The 15,516-nt window shown below is 71.2% G+C and carries 13 protein-coding genes and 1 pseudogene; 8 read left to right on the top strand and 6 right to left on the bottom strand.

The window, feature by feature from the left end; translation table 11 throughout:
• The 3 genes from WFG93_RS04070 to WFG93_RS04060 all read right to left on the bottom strand — a co-directional run.
• Positions 1-1,098, bottom strand: a 1,098-nt coding sequence (locus tag WFG93_RS04070; RefSeq protein WP_336645032.1) for a peptidoglycan DD-metalloendopeptidase family protein, incomplete at its 3' end; no start/stop codon positions are given.
• A gap of 468 nt (positions 1,099-1,566) precedes the next feature.
• Positions 1,567-1,725: a hypothetical protein gene (locus WFG93_RS04065; RefSeq protein WP_336645031.1), complete on the bottom strand. Its 159-nt coding sequence runs from the start codon at positions 1,723-1,725 to the stop codon at positions 1,567-1,569.
• Positions 1,722-2,186, bottom strand: coding sequence for a hypothetical protein (locus WFG93_RS04060; protein ID WP_336645030.1), 465 nt, complete (start codon positions 2,184-2,186; stop codon positions 1,722-1,724). Before WFG93_RS04060 ends, WFG93_RS04065 begins: the two co-directional genes overlap by 4 nt.
• 118 nt (positions 2,187-2,304) lie before the next feature.
• Between WFG93_RS04060 and WFG93_RS04055 the strand changes: the two genes are divergently transcribed.
• Together WFG93_RS04055 and WFG93_RS04050 are read left to right on the top strand one after the other, a co-directional pair.
• Entirely contained in the window at positions 2,305-2,925 is a 621-nt protein-coding gene (locus WFG93_RS04055) for a cyclodeaminase/cyclohydrolase family protein (RefSeq protein WP_336645029.1), read from the top strand.
• Positions 2,926-3,057: 132 nt separating this feature from the next.
• Complete coding sequence (locus WFG93_RS04050) at positions 3,058-4,491, top strand: GH1 family beta-glucosidase (RefSeq protein WP_336645028.1); 1,434 nt, start codon at positions 3,058-3,060, stop codon at positions 4,489-4,491.
• Between the two features lie 75 nt (positions 4,492-4,566).
• On the opposite strand, the gene WFG93_RS04045 is transcribed toward WFG93_RS04050, so the two are convergent.
• Together WFG93_RS04045 and WFG93_RS04040 are read right to left on the bottom strand one after the other, a co-directional pair.
• Positions 4,567-5,898 (bottom strand): D-arabinono-1,4-lactone oxidase, encoded by a 1,332-nt coding sequence (locus tag WFG93_RS04045; protein ID WP_336645027.1) that lies wholly within the window; start codon positions 5,896-5,898, stop codon positions 4,567-4,569.
• Positions 5,895-7,094 (bottom strand): alanine racemase, encoded by a 1,200-nt coding sequence (locus WFG93_RS04040; protein WP_336645026.1) that lies wholly within the window; start codon positions 7,092-7,094, stop codon positions 5,895-5,897. Before WFG93_RS04040 ends, WFG93_RS04045 begins: the two co-directional genes overlap by 4 nt.
• Before the next feature lie 134 nt (positions 7,095-7,228).
• Here WFG93_RS04040 and WFG93_RS04035 point away from each other — a divergent pair, with 134 nt between their 5' ends.
• The 6 genes and pseudogenes from WFG93_RS04035 to WFG93_RS04010 all read left to right on the top strand — a co-directional run bounded on the left by WFG93_RS04035 (position 7,229) and on the right by WFG93_RS04010 (position 15,070).
• A complete protein-coding gene (locus tag WFG93_RS04035; protein ID WP_336645025.1) occupies positions 7,229-7,858 on the top strand; it encodes a TetR/AcrR family transcriptional regulator in 630 nt (209 codons plus the stop codon).
• 5 nt (positions 7,859-7,863) lie between these two features.
• Complete coding sequence (locus tag WFG93_RS04030; RefSeq protein WP_336645024.1) at positions 7,864-9,264, top strand: aldehyde dehydrogenase family protein; 1,401 nt, start codon at positions 7,864-7,866, stop codon at positions 9,262-9,264.
• Between the two features lie 149 nt (positions 9,265-9,413).
• Positions 9,414-10,691, top strand: coding sequence for an MFS transporter (locus tag WFG93_RS04025; RefSeq protein WP_336645023.1), 1,278 nt, complete (start codon positions 9,414-9,416; stop codon positions 10,689-10,691).
• Between the two features lie 58 nt (positions 10,692-10,749).
• A pseudogene (locus WFG93_RS04020) lies at positions 10,750-11,793 on the top strand (sulfatase); the annotation flags it as partial.
• A gap of 781 nt (positions 11,794-12,574) precedes the next feature.
• Entirely contained in the window at positions 12,575-14,071 is a 1,497-nt protein-coding gene (locus WFG93_RS04015) for a deoxyguanosinetriphosphate triphosphohydrolase family protein (protein WP_336645022.1), read from the top strand.
• A gap of 78 nt (positions 14,072-14,149) precedes the next feature.
• The gene (locus WFG93_RS04010; RefSeq protein WP_336645021.1) at positions 14,150-15,070 is read left to right on the top strand and encodes an NADP-dependent oxidoreductase; all 921 of its coding nucleotides are present in this window, start codon (positions 14,150-14,152) and stop codon (positions 15,068-15,070) included.
• 73 nt (positions 15,071-15,143) lie between these two features.
• On the opposite strand, the gene WFG93_RS04005 is transcribed toward WFG93_RS04010, so the two are convergent.
• Complete coding sequence (locus WFG93_RS04005; RefSeq protein WP_336645020.1) at positions 15,144-15,401, bottom strand: DUF6458 family protein; 258 nt, start codon at positions 15,399-15,401, stop codon at positions 15,144-15,146.
• Positions 15,402-15,516: the final 115 nt, after the last annotated feature.

The following is a 15,516-nucleotide window of genomic DNA, read 5'->3' as shown; positions in this document are numbered from 1 at the left end:
GCCGGTCTTTCCGGCATACGTCACCTTGTGCCAAGAACCGCTCGAAGCGAGGATCTTGCCGACGCTCTTGCCCTTCGGAATCGTCAGCAACGGCGTCCTGGCCGTCGACGCCGTCGACCGCAGGTTCACCGCCGCCGTGGTTTTGTACATGACCGCCTTCGGCACCGCGGACGTCCCCGTCGACTTCGCGAGATAGTCCTTGTGCACCCAGCCGGTCTTTCCGGCATACGTCACCTTGTGCCAAGAACCGCTCGAAGCGAGGATCTTGCCGACGCTCTTGCCCTTCGGAATCGTCAGCAACGGCGTCCTGGCCGTCGACGCGGTGGGCCGCAGGTTCACCGCCGCCGTGGTCTGGTAGCTGGCGACGGCTGAGGAGCTCCCGGCAGGCGCCGGAGCCGGCGTCGGCGCGGTCGTCGGCTTCGGGGCTGGAGCCGGCGTAAGCACTGGCGTCGGCGTCGGCGTCGGCGTCGGCGTCGGGGCTGTGATGACGGGAGGAGTCGGGCTGAGCAGCCAGTTCGCGATCCATCCGCTGCGCGAACCCGCTTTGACAGGCAGGAACGAGTTGGAGATGTTGCCCGGCACGGCCGAGACCACGGTGCCGGCGTCGAGATGCGCGAGGATGGCCGTCGCGGTAGATGCCCCTGCGCGCAGGTTCACCGCTCCCGTCGTGTAGTAGGCGCAAGCAGCGGGAGCGGTCTTGGCGGTGATTGCGGTGGCCCGCCCGCTCAGGTCGACGGCGCGGGCCTTCAGCCAGGGGACCGGATCAAGCTGCTTGTTCCCGCCCGCCTGGTGCTCCCAGAGCTCCAGGTGCAGATGCGGGCCGGTGGAGTTTCCACTCATGCCCACCGAACTGATGCGCTGCCCCGCCGTCACGACCTGACCGACCTTCACGTGCGTCGTCGCTGACCACATGTGCAGATACTTCGTCGTGTACCTGACATTGCCGACGCTGTGGCTGATGTCGATGTGCCCGACGACCGAGTTGGACCCCGAGACCGTGGCGGTGACGACGCCTGCGGCGACGGCGTAGATCGGCGAACCGCTCTTGGTCGCCAGGTCGACCCCGCCGTGCGACGTGGAGGCGCCGGGCATCGGCATGCAGCGCGGACCGTGCCATGCCGAAACTGTGTATGACTTCGCTGCGAGCGGCATCACGAAGGCGGCCGCCGCAGGCAGCGCAGGGGCCGCGGCACCCTGGGCCGCAGAGACGGGGGCAGCCGCAAGGGCAGGAACCGGTGCGGCAGCGACCGCAGCGGCCGGCGAGAGCGCTACGCCCGCCAATGCGATCGCGGTGGATATGGCCAGCGCATGACGTGATCTGAGTCTCATGGTTCTCCGGTCGAGCGGGATGACGCGTGGAGGGCGCGCAGTGTCCACGACACTACCGGCGCGCGCGGGTTCCTCACCAGTCACGTGCAGGCAGCAGCTCCGCCAGGGGCCATCGACCCTCAGGCGCGCAGCAGATGCCGATCCTCCGGCTCATCCCGCACCGGCCGCCGCAGACTTGTTCCCGCTGCCACTGGTGGCGCAGCGGATCGCGCGCCTGCGGCGCCTTCGCGCGTCGCGTCAGGAGAAGCGCTTCTTGCCCTCCTCGGCGAGATCCTGAATCCACTGCGGAGTCGGATCGCCGAGCTTCTTGTCCGCCTCGACGCGGATCTCCGCCGCGATGAAACGCGCGCGCTCGCTGGCGCGAGACCTCCTCTGCGGCACGGCACTCGTGCTCATCTCGACCTCCCTGCGAAAACACGTCGGATCACTCTTTCCAGTATGCCTCCGGAACCAGAGCGGATGACAGCGTCCTGCGATGCCCCCGGGGATTCACCGTCGTCGAGCGCATCCTGCTCCTGCGGGCTGAGCACATACTCGTCGACGACAGCGCGCAGAAACCTCTGCTCCTCCCGCTTCGCCAAGCGGCTGGTGCGCAGCACCCGCAGTGCGGCCAGTGCGATGACCTCATCACTCGCCTCACGCTCGCGGCGCGTCAGCAGCTCGAGCGCCCACTGCGCGCGCTGCCACCACGCGTCCAACCTCGTCTGCCGACGCACGCCGATGAACGCGATCACGGCGGCGAGTACCGCGGCGAGCGCGCCGAAGCCGGCGGATTGCAGAAACTCCGTCAACCAGGGCCAGACCTGCGACTGCCATGGCACCGCGATGCGGCACTCCCACCATCCGTCGCAGTCCATCGCGTCCTCCTCGACGCTCCGCCAGGGGCTCATACGATAGCGCGCCGACCCCCGGACCGCAGCATGTGGACCTACGGTCGGATGCTCGCGGGTGACCCCGGTCGATAGTGTGGCGCGCATGGCCGACCCCGCTCACGTCCCGACGTCCCGCCCGATGGATGCGTGGCTCGCTGCGCTCAGTCAGCCCAACGGGTCACCCGGCGGAGGGGCGGCCACGGGAGTTCTGCTCGGCATCGCGGCCGCTCTGATGGGCATGGTCGCGGCATACACGCCCGACAGCCCCGCGGCATCCGCATGCGCAGAGCGTCTCGAGCGCAACCGCGCCGATGTACTGGATGCCGTCGAAGCGGACGGCGTCCTCTCGGCGCGCTTCGGAGCCGCGCTGGCGCTGCCCACCGGTGATCCCCGGCGCGACGAGCGCGTCAGCGACGCTGCCGTCGAGGCCGCCACCTCCGTGGCGAGGCTCGGCGCGATCGGCATCCTGCTGGCATCGGATGCGCAAGTGCTCGCTTCGGCCGGCAACCCGCACATCGCGGTGGACCTGGCGGTCGCGATGGAGTCATTGGCCGCCGGCCTGTCGGGCGCGGCTTTGAGCATCCGGGCGAACCTCCAGATCGCGCGCAACCACGGCGCACCCGAGGCGACGACGGCGAGCCTCGAGACCGACGTTCGCCGGTTGCACGAGGCCCACGCCGGCGTCATGAAGATGGTCGCGGAGATATCCGCGCAGTTGAACTGACTGCGAGCGGCTCGCCCGCCCGATCCTTCGCCTCCGCCAGGGACAGCGCCCTTGTGCACGCATTCTCGCCCGCCTAGGATCGACCGATGTGGGACACCTGTCCCACTCTCTGCCGTTCATCAGGAGACGACGATGCTCGCTGACGCCACTGCCGCCGCCACCCCGCACGCCCTCGCCCGCGCACTTCCGCCGGGATTCCTCATCGGCACGGCCACCGCCGCCGCCCAGATCGAGGGCGCGAGCACGGTGGGCGCCCGCACCCCGAGCGTGTGGGATCGCTTCGCCGCCGAGCCTGCGCGCATCATCGACGGCAGCGACACCTCGGTGACCGCGGATCACTACCACCGCTACGCGGAGGATGTCGCGCTGATGCGCGACCTCGGCGCCGATGCGTACCGCTTCTCGTTCTCGTGGACGCGCGTGCAGCCAGGCGGATCCGGTGCGCTGAGCCGCGAGGGGGCCGACTTCTATGATCGGCTGCTCGATCGGCTGCACAGCGCCGGCATCCGCCCCTTCGCGACGATCTCGCACTGGGACCTCCCCGAGGAGTACGCGCACGGCTGGCTCGATCGCGACACCGCCGAGCGCCTGGGAGATCTCGCCGGTCTGCTCGGCGAGCGCTTCGGCGATCGCGTCGACTCGTGGATCACCATCAACGAGCCGGCCACCGTGACCCTCAACGGCTACGCCCTCGGCCTGCACGCCCCGGGGCACAGTCTGCTGTTCGACGCGCTGCCCACCGTGCACCACCAGCTGCTCGGCCACGGTCTGGCCGTGCAGGCGCTGCGGGCCGCGGGCGTGCCGGGCGGGATCGGCATCACCAACACGCACAGCCCGGTCATCGCGGCATCCGCCTCCCCCGAGGATCAGACGATGGCCGCGCTGTTCGACCTCGTGCACAACCGCATCTACGCCGATCCGGTGCTGCGGGGCCGCTATCCGGATGCTCCGGACTTCCTCGGCGACGCGCTGGCGGCGTTCGACGCCGTCCCGCCCGAAGACCTCGCGCAGATCCATCAGCCGCTGGACTTCTACGGACTCAACTACTACATGCCCACCCTCGTCGCCGCCGGTGCCGGTGACGGAGAGAGCCCCGACGGCATGAGCCAGGCGATGGCCGATCTGCCGTTCCGGCTGCTGGAGTTCGAGGGCGTGCCGACGACAGGATTCGGCTGGCCCATCCAGCCCGCCGGCTTCGCCCGCGCACTCGCCGAGATGCAGGAGCGCTACGGTGACGTGCTCCCGCCGGTGTACATCACGGAGAACGGCGCGAGCTTCCCCGACGAGGTGGGCGCGGACGGCTCCGTCGACGATGCGGAACGCGTCGCCTTCCTGCGCGACCACCTCGCGGCCGCACTGGCGGCCGTCGCGCCCGGCGGCCCGGCCGAGGGACTGGATCTGCGCGGCTGGTTCGTGTGGTCGCTGATGGACAACTGGGAGTGGGCCGCCGGATTCACGCAGCGCTTCGGGCTGGTGCACGTGGACTTCGAGACCGGTGAGCGAACCCCGAAGTCGTCGTTCCGCTGGCTGCAGCAGGTGATCGCCGCACGCGCAGAGGTGCGTTGAGGTCCGAACGACCGCCCCGCCTCGACGTCCGCCGCCCGGATGCCGGGCCTCGCGTTCCGATGACGCGCCAAGTGTTCAGTCGCCGAGCACCCGCTGCAGGTGCTGGTTCTGGAACACGCGCTGCGGGTCGAGCTCGTCGCGCAGCGCGAGGAAGTCGCCGAAACGCGGGTAGGCATCGGCGAGATCCGCCGCTGTGCGGCCGTGCAGCTTGCCCCAGTGCGGGCGGCCGCCCCGCGCGCGCATGATCTGCTCGGCGGCGCGGAAGTACGGCTCCGGGTCCTCGCCCACCGCGCGATGCACCGCGATGTAGGCCGACGGGCGCTGGTGGGCGGTCGACATCCACAGCTCGTCCGCGGCCGCGAAGCGCACCTCGACGGGGAACGAGATGCGCCAGCCACCGCGCGCGATCGCCTGCTGCACCTCTCTGAACGCCGCCACCACCTGATCCGCGGGAATCGCGTACTCCATCTCGGTGAAGCGCACCGTGCGCCGCGTGGCGAACACGCGCGACGACGCGTCCGAGAAAGTGCGCTCGCCGGAGAGCCGCGCAGCGACGCGGTTGATACCCGGCACCGCCGCCGGCGCGCGCCGGCCCAGAGCGCACGTCGCCCGGAACACGCCGTTGGCCATCAGCGTCTCGTCGAACCAGCGCCGCACCGGCGGCGAGGGCGCGCGGCCCTCTCCGGCGGCGACGCGGGTGTTCGTCTTGGTGAGCGCCACATCGGTGTGGGGAAACCAGAAGAACTCGAAGTGGTCGGCGTCGCGGACGCGCTCCTCGACCGAGTCGAGCACCGCGGCGAGGGGCTCCGTCCGCTCGCGGGCGTGCAGATCGAAGGCGTCCACGCAGCGCACGGTCACCTCGACGAGGATGCCGAGTGCGCCCAGTCCCAGCGCCACCGCGGGCAGCAGCTCGGGGCTGTGCTCGGCATCCACCTGCATCCGCTCGCCGTGCCCGCTGACGAGCACGACACCCGCGATCTGGGCGGCGATGCCACGGAAGCGCGCACCGGTGCCGTGCGTGCCGGTCGAGATGGCGCCTGCGATGGACTGCGTGTCGATGTCGCCGAGGTTCTCCATCGCCAGCCGGTAGGGGGCCAGCAGCGTCGGGATCTCGTGCAGCCGTGTGCCCGCGCCGAGGGTGACCAGGCGCCGGTCGCGATCGACGCGGCGGATGCCGCGGAGGTTGTCGAGCGTCATCTGCACGTCGTCGGCACGGGCGATCGCGGTGAAGCTGTGTCCGGCGCCGATCGCCTTGACGCGTCGGCCCGCCGCAGCGGCCCGCGAGACGATCTCGCACACCTCGTCGACGGATGCCGGCGCGACGACCTCGCGCGGCCGGACGCGTACCGTGCGCCCCCAGTTCTGCCAGAGAGCGCCCGCCTCGAAGCCGGTGCTGATGGTGGTCACAGGAAGGCCTTCCCCTCGCCGCGGTAGGTGGGATGCCGGTCGACGACGCGTCCCGCGTCGACGACCAGGAACTCGTTGACGTGCTCGCTCAGCTCGCCCGACTTGGCGTGGCGCAGCCACACGCGATCGCCGATCGACAGGCTGCGCGCGGCCGACCCGGTCAGGGGCGTCTGCACCTCGCCGGCGCTCTCGCGCGGCAGCATCCGCAGTCCGGCCGGATACACGACCCGCGGCAGCCGATCGGGCCCGGGCGGACCGGAGGCGATCCAGCCGCCGCCGAGCACCGTCACGCAGTCCGGACGGGGCTTGCGCACCACGCTCAGCGCGAACCCGGTGGCCGGCCGGGGCGTGAAGGCCTGGTAGTCGTCGAAGTAGTGCCCGGCGAACAGCCCGCTCCCGGCGGCGATCTCGGTGATCGACGCGTCAGCGGCGGTGCTCTCGATCGACCCGGTGCCGCCGCCGTTCACGAACTCCAGGTCGGCGATCTCGCGCACCGCGGCCACGGCGCACGCGCGTCGTTCGGCGATCTCCTCTCGCGAGCGCGTTTTGACCCAGCCGACGAGCGCGTTCATGGCGCGGCGGTGCGGCACCCGGTCGGCGACGCCGGCGATCTGCGCCTCGTACGCCATCACGCCGGCGAGCGTGAAGCCCGGGCGACGCTGCACGGCCACCGCCAGCGCGCGCAGCTGCGCCGGCGTGCGCAGCGGCGAGCGCGCCACCCCCAGCCGCCCGAGCGGAGCCGGGCCCTGCCAGGCCGCGTCGAGTTCGAGGCACACCCGAATCGGGGGCCGACGGGCAGGGGGGACGATGGCGTCCACGAGGTCGAGCTGGGCTGTGCTGTCGATCATGAGCGTCACGGCCTGCGCCGCGCGCTCGTCCTGCGCGAGCGCGGCGATCGCGGCGCGATCGGCGGTCGGGTAGCCGACCACGACGTCGGGGCAGGTCTGCGACAGCCACAGCGCCTCGGGAAGGGTGAACGCGAGCACCCCTGCGAATCCGGGCATGGTCAGCAGCTCTTCGATCACCGGCCGCACCCGCAGCGACTTGCTGGCGATGCGCAGCGGCACGCCCCCGGCACGGCGGACGAGATCGGCGGCGTTGGCCTGCAGCGCGGCCCGGTCGAGCACCGCGTAGGGCGGCTGCTCGTCGGCGGTCGCGCGTTCCCATTCGCGCCAGGGTGAGTGGGTCACAGGCATCCTCGGGCCTTCTCGCGGGCATCGACGACCGCGCATCTCGACAAGTGGGTCGAATGTCCCACACGAGGAATATAGTAGGGCTGCGGCGGTGGCCGAGCAACCCGCCCGCGCCGCATCCATGCTAAGGAGGAGAAATGGCCCGGACTCCCGTCGACGTACGCCGCAGAGAACTCATCGCCGCCGCCCTGCGCGTGGTCGCCTCCCGGGGACTGCACGAAGCCTCCACCCGCGCCATCGTCGCCGAGGCCGACATGTCGCTGGCCAGCTTCCACTACGCGTTCGAGTCCCGAGACGAGCTCATCGACCGGCTCATCATCGACGTGCTCGCGAAGGAGGAGAAGGCGGTGCTGCCCGACGCGCTCGAAGGGCGCAGCCTCACCGAACTGCTCACCGACGGGCTGATGGGCTACCTCGACCACCTGCGCGCCGAGCCCACTCGCGAGCAGGCGATGCTCGAGCTCACCCAGCACGCGCTGCGCACACGGCGCCCGCTCGCGCAGGATCAGTACGCGCAGTACCTGCGCATCGCGCGGGAGTCGCTCACGCTCGCCGCCGCGCACTCCGGCTCGCGCTGGACCGCGCCGCTGGAGACCGTCGCCCAGCTGCTGGTCGCCCTCACCGACGGGCTCACCCTGAACTGGCTGGTGAACCGCGACGACGAGGCGAGCCGTGAGGCGGCGCGCGCCGCCGCGCAGGCGGTGGCCAGTCTCGCCCAACCGGTGCCCGCCGGCACCGCACGCCACAGCGCAGAGGCGGCGGCATGATCCCCATGACCCAAGTCGCCGACGCTCCCGTCGCCCCGGTCGCCGACGCGCTGCGCGCCGGATTCGACGCGCGCATCACCCGCTCGCGCCGGTGGCGGCGCGATCAGCTGCGCGCGCTGCGGCGGATGCTGGTCGAGAACCGGCCGGTCGTCGAGCAGGCACTGCGCACCGATCTCGGCAAGCACCCCACCGAGGCGGTGATCACGGAGATCGGGATGGTGATCGCCGAGATCGACTACGCTCTGCCGCGCCTGCGGCGCTGGATGCGCGCCCGCACGGTGCCACTGCCCCTCACCCTCGCACCTGCGCGCGGTCGCATCGCCCCCGAGCCGCTCGGGGTGGTGCTCATCATCGGTCCGTGGAACTATCCGCTGCAGCTGGTGCTGAACCCCCTGGTCGGCGCCCTGGCGGCCGGCAACGCTGCGGTCGTGAAGCCCAGCGAGCTCGCCGGTGCGACCAGCGCCCTGCTCGCCGATCTGCTGCCGCGCTATCTGGATCGCCGGGCGGTCGCCGTCGTCGAGGGCGGCGCGGATGTCACCGGCGAGCTGCTCGAGCAGCGCTTCGATCACATCTTCTTCACCGGATCCGAGAAGGTGGGCGCCATCATCGCGGCGGCGGCCGCGCGCACCCTAACTCCGGTCACCCTCGAACTCGGCGGCAAGTCCCCGGCGTACATCGACGGCTCGGTCGACCTCGCCGTCGCCGCGCGGCGGATCATGTGGGGCAAGCTGCTCAACGCCGGCCAGACCTGCGTCGCCCCGGACTACCTGCTCGCCGCCCCCGCCACCGCTCGTGGGCTGCTGCCACACCTGGAACGCGCCGCACGGGAGCTGTACGGAGCGGATGCCAAGACGAGCCCGGACTACGGACGCATCGTCACCGCGCGGCACACCGAGCGCCTCGCGGGGATGCTGGCGGATGCCGAGCCCGCCTTCGGCGGCGACGTCTCGGTCGCCGACCGTTACGTCGCCCCCACCGTCGTCGACGCAGTCGCCGCGGACTCCCCCCTCATGCAGGAGGAGATCTTCGGGCCGATCCTGCCGATCGTGCACGTCGGCTCGGCGGCGGAGGCGCGCGCCTTCATCCGGGCGCGACCGAAGCCGCTGGCGGCCTACGTGTTCAGCCGCCGGCGCCGCGTGCGTCGCGCGTTCCTCGCCGAGACGAGCTCGGGCGGGCTGAGCTTCGGGGTGCCCGCGGCGCACCTGGGTGCGCCGCAGCTGCCCTTCGGTGGCGTGGGAGCCAGCGGCATGGGCAGCTATCACGGCGAGCAGTCGTTCCGCACGTTCAGCCATCGCAAGAGCGTGCTCGACAAGCCGCTGCGGCCCGACTCGATGCGCCTGGCGTATCCGCCGTACCGCGGTCGCGTCAAGGCGCTGCTGCTTCGGCTGATGGTGCGCGGACGCTGACGCACTTCGGGTTTGCATCCGCCGCACTGCGGTCATATCATCCACAGAAGTGGGGCAACCGACCCACTTGATGCCCCCGGACGACGAGGTCCGCGATGGGAGACGACGATGTTCCAGCAGCACACCCTCACCGATCGGCCCGCGAGCTCATGACGGCCGATGCCCTGCCCACCGCCCAGACTTCTGCCGCGGCCATCCCGCAGAAGGCGGTGAGCCAGGGGTGGTTGTGGACGTTCGGGCTCGCCTGGTTGGGATTCTGGCTGCTGGTGATGCTGCCAGGGCAGTTCATGCTGGTACGCCTGGCGAGCGCACTCGACCCGGCCGAGAAGATCGGTGTCGGCTCGTTCCTCATCGCCGAGATGGCGATCGTGATCGTCGTCTCGGTGCCGGTCATCGGCTGGCTGTGCGACCGCAGCAGCCCCCGCTTCGGCCGGCGCCGCACCTGGGCGCTGGCCGGGTTCGTCACCGCCACCGTGCCGTTCGCGCTCGTCGGACTGCAGCCGTCGTGGCAGCCGGCCGCGGCGCTGCTCGCCATCGTCGCGGTGGGCCAGTCGGCCGCGCTGGTGTCGCTGTCGGCCATGATCGCCGACCAGGTGCCGCCCGCCCAGCGCGGCCGGGCCTCGGCGGCGGTCGGCGTGCCGCAGGTGATCGCCCTCGCCGGCGGCATGATCATCGTCACGGAGCTGGTGACAGACCTCGGCTGGAGCTGGGCTGTGATCGCCGTGCTCGCCCTGCTCGCACCGCTGCCGTTCCTGCTCTGCCATCGTGAGCCCGCCGCGCACGCCCGCCCCGCAGCGGATGCCCGCGCTGCAGCGGCGACCGATCCGGCGGCCTCCGCGGCCGCGCGGCCCGGCATCCGGAGCATCGCCCGCACGTACCACGACCTCGGCTGGGCAGGGATCTCGCGGGTGCTCGTGAACGCCGGCAACCTCGTCGGCACCACCTACCTGCTCTATTTCCTCTCCGACTCGCTGGGGCTGGCGAATCCGGAGTCGGCGCTCACGGCGCTGATCCTCGTCTATCTCGTCGCCAGCGGGCTGGGATCGTGGGCGGGTGGCGCGCTGAGCGACCGGCTGCGCTCGCGGCGCTTCTTCGTGGCCGCCTCGGCCGGCCTGCAGGTCGCCGCCGCCCTCACGCTCGCCCTCGTGCCGACCTGGACCGCGTCGATCGCCGCCGCGGTGCTGCTGGGCGTCGGCTACGGCGTCTTCCTCTCGGTGGATCAGGCCCTGCTGACCGACGTGCTGCCCGATGAGACCACCCGCGCCCGCGACCTCGGCATCGTCAACTCCGCCCAGCACCTGCCGATCGCCGCGCTGATGGGCTGGCTGGTGCTGAGCGTGGCGGGATACACCGAGCTGTACATCATCGCCGCCGTCGTCATGGCTCTCGGCGGCATCGCCGTCTACCGCATCCGCTCGGTGCGCTGAAACAGCACCCGCGAGCCCGAACCGCACCCGTCATCCCGGCGCCGTCGAAGGAGAACCCGTGAAAGCCATCGTCGTGCTGTTCGACACCCTCAACCGCGCGTTCCTGCCGCCGTACGGCGCGCAGGGCGTGCATGCGCCGAACTTCGAGCGGCTGGCGTCGCGCAGCGCCCGCTTCACCCGCTGCTACGGCGGCAGCATGCCCTGCATGCCCGCGCGCCGCGAGATGCACACCGGTCGCTACAACTTCCTGCACCGCAGCTGGGGCCCGCTCGAGCCGTTCGACGACTCGGTGCCGCAGATGCTCGACGAGGCCGGCGTGCACACGCATCTCGTCACCGACCACCAGCACTACTGGCTCGACGGCGGAGCGACGTACCACCCGCGCTTCCGCACGTTCGAATTCTTCCGCGGCCAGGAGGGTGACGAGTGGAAGGGCCAGGTCGCCGACCCCGACATGACCAACGTGACCCCGCACGCGAGCAATCATGCGCTGCGCCGGCAGGATGCCGTCAACCGGCAGCATCTGACCGACGAGGCCGACCATCCGCAGACCCGCACGTTCGACGCGGGACTGGAGTTCATCGACACCAACCACGCCGACGACGGCTGGATGCTGCAGATCGAGACCTTCGATCCGCACGAGCCGTTCTTCAGCTACGCCCAGTACCACGAGCTCTACGGCACACCTACGGTCACCGAGGGCGTCGACTTCGACTGGCCCGACTACAAGCAGGTCAGCGAGACCGACGCCGAGCTCACCCACCTGCGCGACCGCTACCTCGCGCTGCTGTCGATGTGCGACCGTTCGCTCGGGCGCGTGCTCCATGCGATGGACCAGCACGACCTGTGGCACGACACGATGCTGATCGTGTGCACTGACCACGGCCTGCTGCTGGGTGAGCACGGCTGGCTGGGCAAGAACGTGCCGCCGTTCTACGAGGAGACCATCCACACGCCCCTGTTCGTGTGGGACCCGCGCTCGCGCGTCGCCGGTGAGAGCCGGGACGCCCTCGTGCAGACGATCGACTTCGGCCCCACCCTGCTCGACCACTTCGGCCTTGACACGACGGCGGACATGCAGGGCCGCTCCCTGCTGCCCGTGCTGGATGCGGGCAGCGCGCTGCATGACGCTGCCCTGTTCGGACTGCACGGCGGCCACGCCAACGTCACCGATGGACGCTTCGTGTACATGCGTGCGTGCGTGACCCCCGACAATCAGCCGCTGTTCGACTACACGCTGATGCCCACCAGCATGCGGGGGCGCTTCGGCGCCGATGCGCTGCGCCGAGCCGAGCTGGTCGCGCCGCTGCCGTTCACGAAGGGGATGCCGGTGCTGAGAGTGCCCGCCGTCGCGCCGACCAATCCCGCGGCGTTCGGCTCGCAGCTGTTCGATCTCGAAAGCGATCCACAGCAGCTGAACCCGCTCGTCAACGATGAGCTCGAGCTGCGCATGACCCGTCTGCTCGTCGAGCTGATGCGCGCGAACGACGCGCCGAGTGAGCAGTACGAACGGCTCGGGGTGCCTGAAACGGGCGAGCCCGGCCCCGAGCACCTCGTGCTCGGGCGACAGGCGGCGCAGGGCTCTGCGGGTGCTGCGGCGCAGGCCGACCTGTCGGCGCTGAGCGAGTCGGCGGTGGGAATACGATCGGTGCGTGAGCTGCTCGCCGACGAGCGGGCCCGCAGTGTGCTGCGCGACGAGCTGGGCCCCATCGTCGACGGGCCGCTGCCCGACGAAGCGCTGGGCATGACCCTCGTGCAGATCGCCACGGTCACGGCCGGCCTCGTGCCCCCCCGCCGCGCTGCACCGCATCGCCGCGCGCCTGTAGCCCCGGTCACCCTCCCCTGGAAGGTCTCCGCCTTCGGGCCGTGCCACACTGGCATCCATGCCCCAACCAGCCGACGACCCCCGCCAGGCTCGACGTCTGGCCGAGACGCTCAACGAGTTCCAGCAGGCCGAAGGGCATCCGCAGTTCCGCGTCGACGTGGAGCGCATCCGGTTCTCGCCGTTCTACTCCCGCCTCTCCGCCGTCACCCAGGTCATCTCGCAGGCGGGCGCCGGTCTCGCGGTGCACAACCGCCTCACCCACTCGGTGAAGGTGGCGGCGGTCGCGCGGGCGATCGCGACGCACCTGTCCACCCGCACCGACGAGGCGCACCGCATCGTCGAGGAGCTGGGCGGCGCGCACCCCGTCGTCGTGCAGGCGGCCGCCGCCGCGCACGACCTCGGCCACCCGCCGTTCGGTCATCTCGGTGAGCAGACGCTCGACCGCATCGCCCGGATGCGTTTCGGTCTGGCCGAGGGCTTCGAGGGCAACGCTCAGACGTACCGCATCCTCACCCGCCTCGACGAGCACGACCGCCCGGGCGTCGGCCTGAACCTCACCGCAGCGGTGCGCGCGGCAGTGCTGAAGTACCCGTGGCGGCGCGGGCGGGGCGGGGCGCGCCGCGGCGGTGGCAGCAAGTACAGCTTCTACGCGATCGACGAGCAGGACGCGCGTGCAGCGCTCGCCGCGTATCCGCTGATCGAGCCGGGGCAGCAGAGCGTCGAATGCTCGATCATGGACATCTCCGACGACATCGCCTACTCGCTGCACGACCTCGACGACTTCTACCGCGCCGGGCTGCTGAACCCTGCCACCCTCTCGGCGGAGTTCCGGTCGTGGCGGCGCGACCTCGCCCAGCTGCGCGCCGCCGACGCCGAGCGCCTGGCCACCGACACCCGCACGCCCGGGCACTCGCTGGAACTGCTCTGGCGGCGCCTGCAGGTGAAGGATGCCTGGATCGCCGACCCCGACGGGTTCAGCGAAGCCGTCGCCAAGGTCGCATCCGAGGTCATCGACGGCCTCGTCGCCGAGCCGTTCGACGGGTCTCTGGCCAGCGAGCGCGGCCTCGCCCGCTTCACCTCCGCGTGGATCGCGCGCCTGCAGTCCTCGATCGAGGTGCACCGCCACCCCGACATCCGCTCCGGTCACGTGAGCCTCAACCGCCAGGCCTGGCACGAGGTGGCGGTGCTGAAGTTCCTGCACGCGCGCTTCATCCTCGAGCGGCCCGACCTCGCCGTCTACCAGCGCGGACAGGCGAGCGTGCTCGAGCGGCTCGTCGACGGCTTCACCGCGTGGCTCGACGACCCGCACGACGCGCGTCGCGCGCCGCGACGGCTCATCGACCTGGTCGAGCTGGCCACCGACGATCACCGCCGCCTGCGCGAGCACGCCCCCGAGCTGGTCGGCTCGCGCAGCGACGCCGACCTCGCCACGCTCGGGCGGGGCCGCGGGATCATCGACTACGTCGCCTCGCTCACCGACGCGCAGGCGATCTCGCTGGACGCCCTGCTGGCCGGTCGCACCGAGCGGCTGTGGGACGCCGGCCAGGGTCTTTGAAGTCCGCGTCTCTGAAGCCGCCCCCGCGCCCTGCGGGAGTGGAAGAGTGGATGCCATCCGCATACCTCAGGAGGCCTCATGCGCGCTGTCGTCTACGACCGGTACACCCCGGATCTCGACGCATTGGAGGTGCGCGAGCTCGACGATCCCAGGCTCGCGCCGGCATCCGTGCTGATCGAGGTGCGTGCCGCCGGGGTGAACCCGGTGGACTGGAAGGTGATGGCCGGTGGCCTGGATGCCCTGATGCCGGCCCGCTTCCCGGTGATCCCCGGCTGGGATGTCGCCGGGATGGTCGCCGCCGTCGGCCTGGACACGCCGGAGTTCCAGGTCGGTGACGAGGTGATGGCCTACGCGCGCAAGGAGACCGTGAGCGGTGGCACGTTCGCCGAGCGCGTCGCGGTGCCGGTGTCGGCGGTCGCCCGCAAGCCGGCATCGCTGTCGTGGGAGCAGGCCGGCGCGCTCCCCCTCGCCGGCGGCACGGCTCTGCGGGCCCTGGACGCCCTGGGGGAGCTGTCCGGCCGCACGGTGCTGATCCACGGCGGTGCGGGCGGCGTCGGGAGTTTCGCGGTGCAGATCGCCGTCGCGTCCGGTGCGCGCGTGATCGCGACGGCCTCGGAGCGCAATCACGAGTACGTGCGCGGCCTGGGCGGCGAGCCGGTCGTGTACGGCGACGGTCTGGCCGAACGGGTGCGCGAGATGGCGAGTGGGTCGGTGGATGCCGTCGCCGACTTCGTCGGCGGCGTGCTGCCGGCGACCCTCGCGGTGCTCGACGCCGGCGGCCCACACGTGTCCATCACCGACGGCGCGGTGGCCCAGCACGGGGGCAGGTACATCTGGGTGCGCCCCGACGGCACGCAGACGGCTCGCCTCGGTGCGCTCGCAGACGAGGGTCGGCTGCGCGTGGAGATCGCGCAGAGCTTTCCCCTGGAGCAGGTGGCGGATGCCTTCCGCGCCAGTCAGGGCGGTCACATCCGCGGCAAGCTCGTCATCGTGCCCTGAGCCCGACCGATCGGAAGCGGACAGAGTTCGCGCCCGGGCCTCACTCAGAGCCCGGGCGCGAACGTCTCTGCGGTCAGAAGACCTCGTCGTCTCCTGCCGTGCGAGTCGTACGGCGCGTCTCGTAAGCGCCAGGGGCGGCGTCGGTGCGCGTGACGACGTCGGTGCGGCGGCGGCGCGCCATCAGCACGAGGCCCACGATGAAGGCCACCACGCCGGCGCCCATCAGGATGTAGCCGATCATGTCGAGATCCGCCCAGCCGACGTCGAGGTTGAGCGCGAAAGTGAGGATCGCGCCGATGACGAACAGAACGACTCCGGTGCCCATGGTCATCTCTTGCTCCCTTCGTAGCGGCCACGCCGAGCGGCGTGCCGTCTCCTCAGAGTGCCGACCCGACCGACTCCCGCAGAACGGGGTTGACAACGCGCCGATGCATGCGGGACGAGCG

This window comes from Microbacterium sp. USHLN186 (assembly GCF_037145155.1).
GTDB lineage: Bacteria > Actinomycetota > Actinomycetes > Actinomycetales > Microbacteriaceae > Microbacterium.
This window is presented reverse-complemented; position numbering and strand designations above follow the sequence as displayed.

What these genes read in the sequence shown, in the direction of transcription:
- WFG93_RS04035 (WP_336645025.1), top strand. Translation starts at nt 7,229, where the DNA reads ATGGCCCGGACTCCCGTCGACGTACGCCGCAGAGAACTCATCGCCGCC.
- WFG93_RS04055 (WP_336645029.1), top strand. Translation starts at nt 2,305, where the DNA reads ATGGCCGACCCCGCTCACGTCCCGACGTCCCGCCCGATGGATGCGTGG.
- WFG93_RS04065 (WP_336645031.1), bottom strand. Translation starts at nt 1,725, where the DNA reads ATGAGCACGAGTGCCGTGCCGCAGAGGAGGTCTCGCGCCAGCGAGCGC.
- WFG93_RS04060 (WP_336645030.1), bottom strand. Translation starts at nt 2,186, where the DNA reads ATGGACTGCGACGGATGGTGGGAGTGCCGCATCGCGGTGCCATGGCAG.
- WFG93_RS04010 (WP_336645021.1), top strand. Translation starts at nt 14,150, where the DNA reads ATGCGCGCTGTCGTCTACGACCGGTACACCCCGGATCTCGACGCATTG.
- WFG93_RS04005 (WP_336645020.1), bottom strand. Translation starts at nt 15,401, where the DNA reads ATGACCATGGGCACCGGAGTCGTTCTGTTCGTCATCGGCGCGATCCTC.
- WFG93_RS04050 (WP_336645028.1), top strand. Translation starts at nt 3,058, where the DNA reads ATGCTCGCTGACGCCACTGCCGCCGCCACCCCGCACGCCCTCGCCCGC.
- WFG93_RS04040 (WP_336645026.1), bottom strand. Translation starts at nt 7,094, where the DNA reads ATGCCTGTGACCCACTCACCCTGGCGCGAATGGGAACGCGCGACCGCC.
- WFG93_RS04025 (WP_336645023.1), top strand. Translation starts at nt 9,414, where the DNA reads ATGACGGCCGATGCCCTGCCCACCGCCCAGACTTCTGCCGCGGCCATC.
- WFG93_RS04030 (WP_336645024.1), top strand. Translation starts at nt 7,864, where the DNA reads ATGACCCAAGTCGCCGACGCTCCCGTCGCCCCGGTCGCCGACGCGCTG.
- WFG93_RS04015 (WP_336645022.1), top strand. Translation starts at nt 12,575, where the DNA reads ATGCCCCAACCAGCCGACGACCCCCGCCAGGCTCGACGTCTGGCCGAG.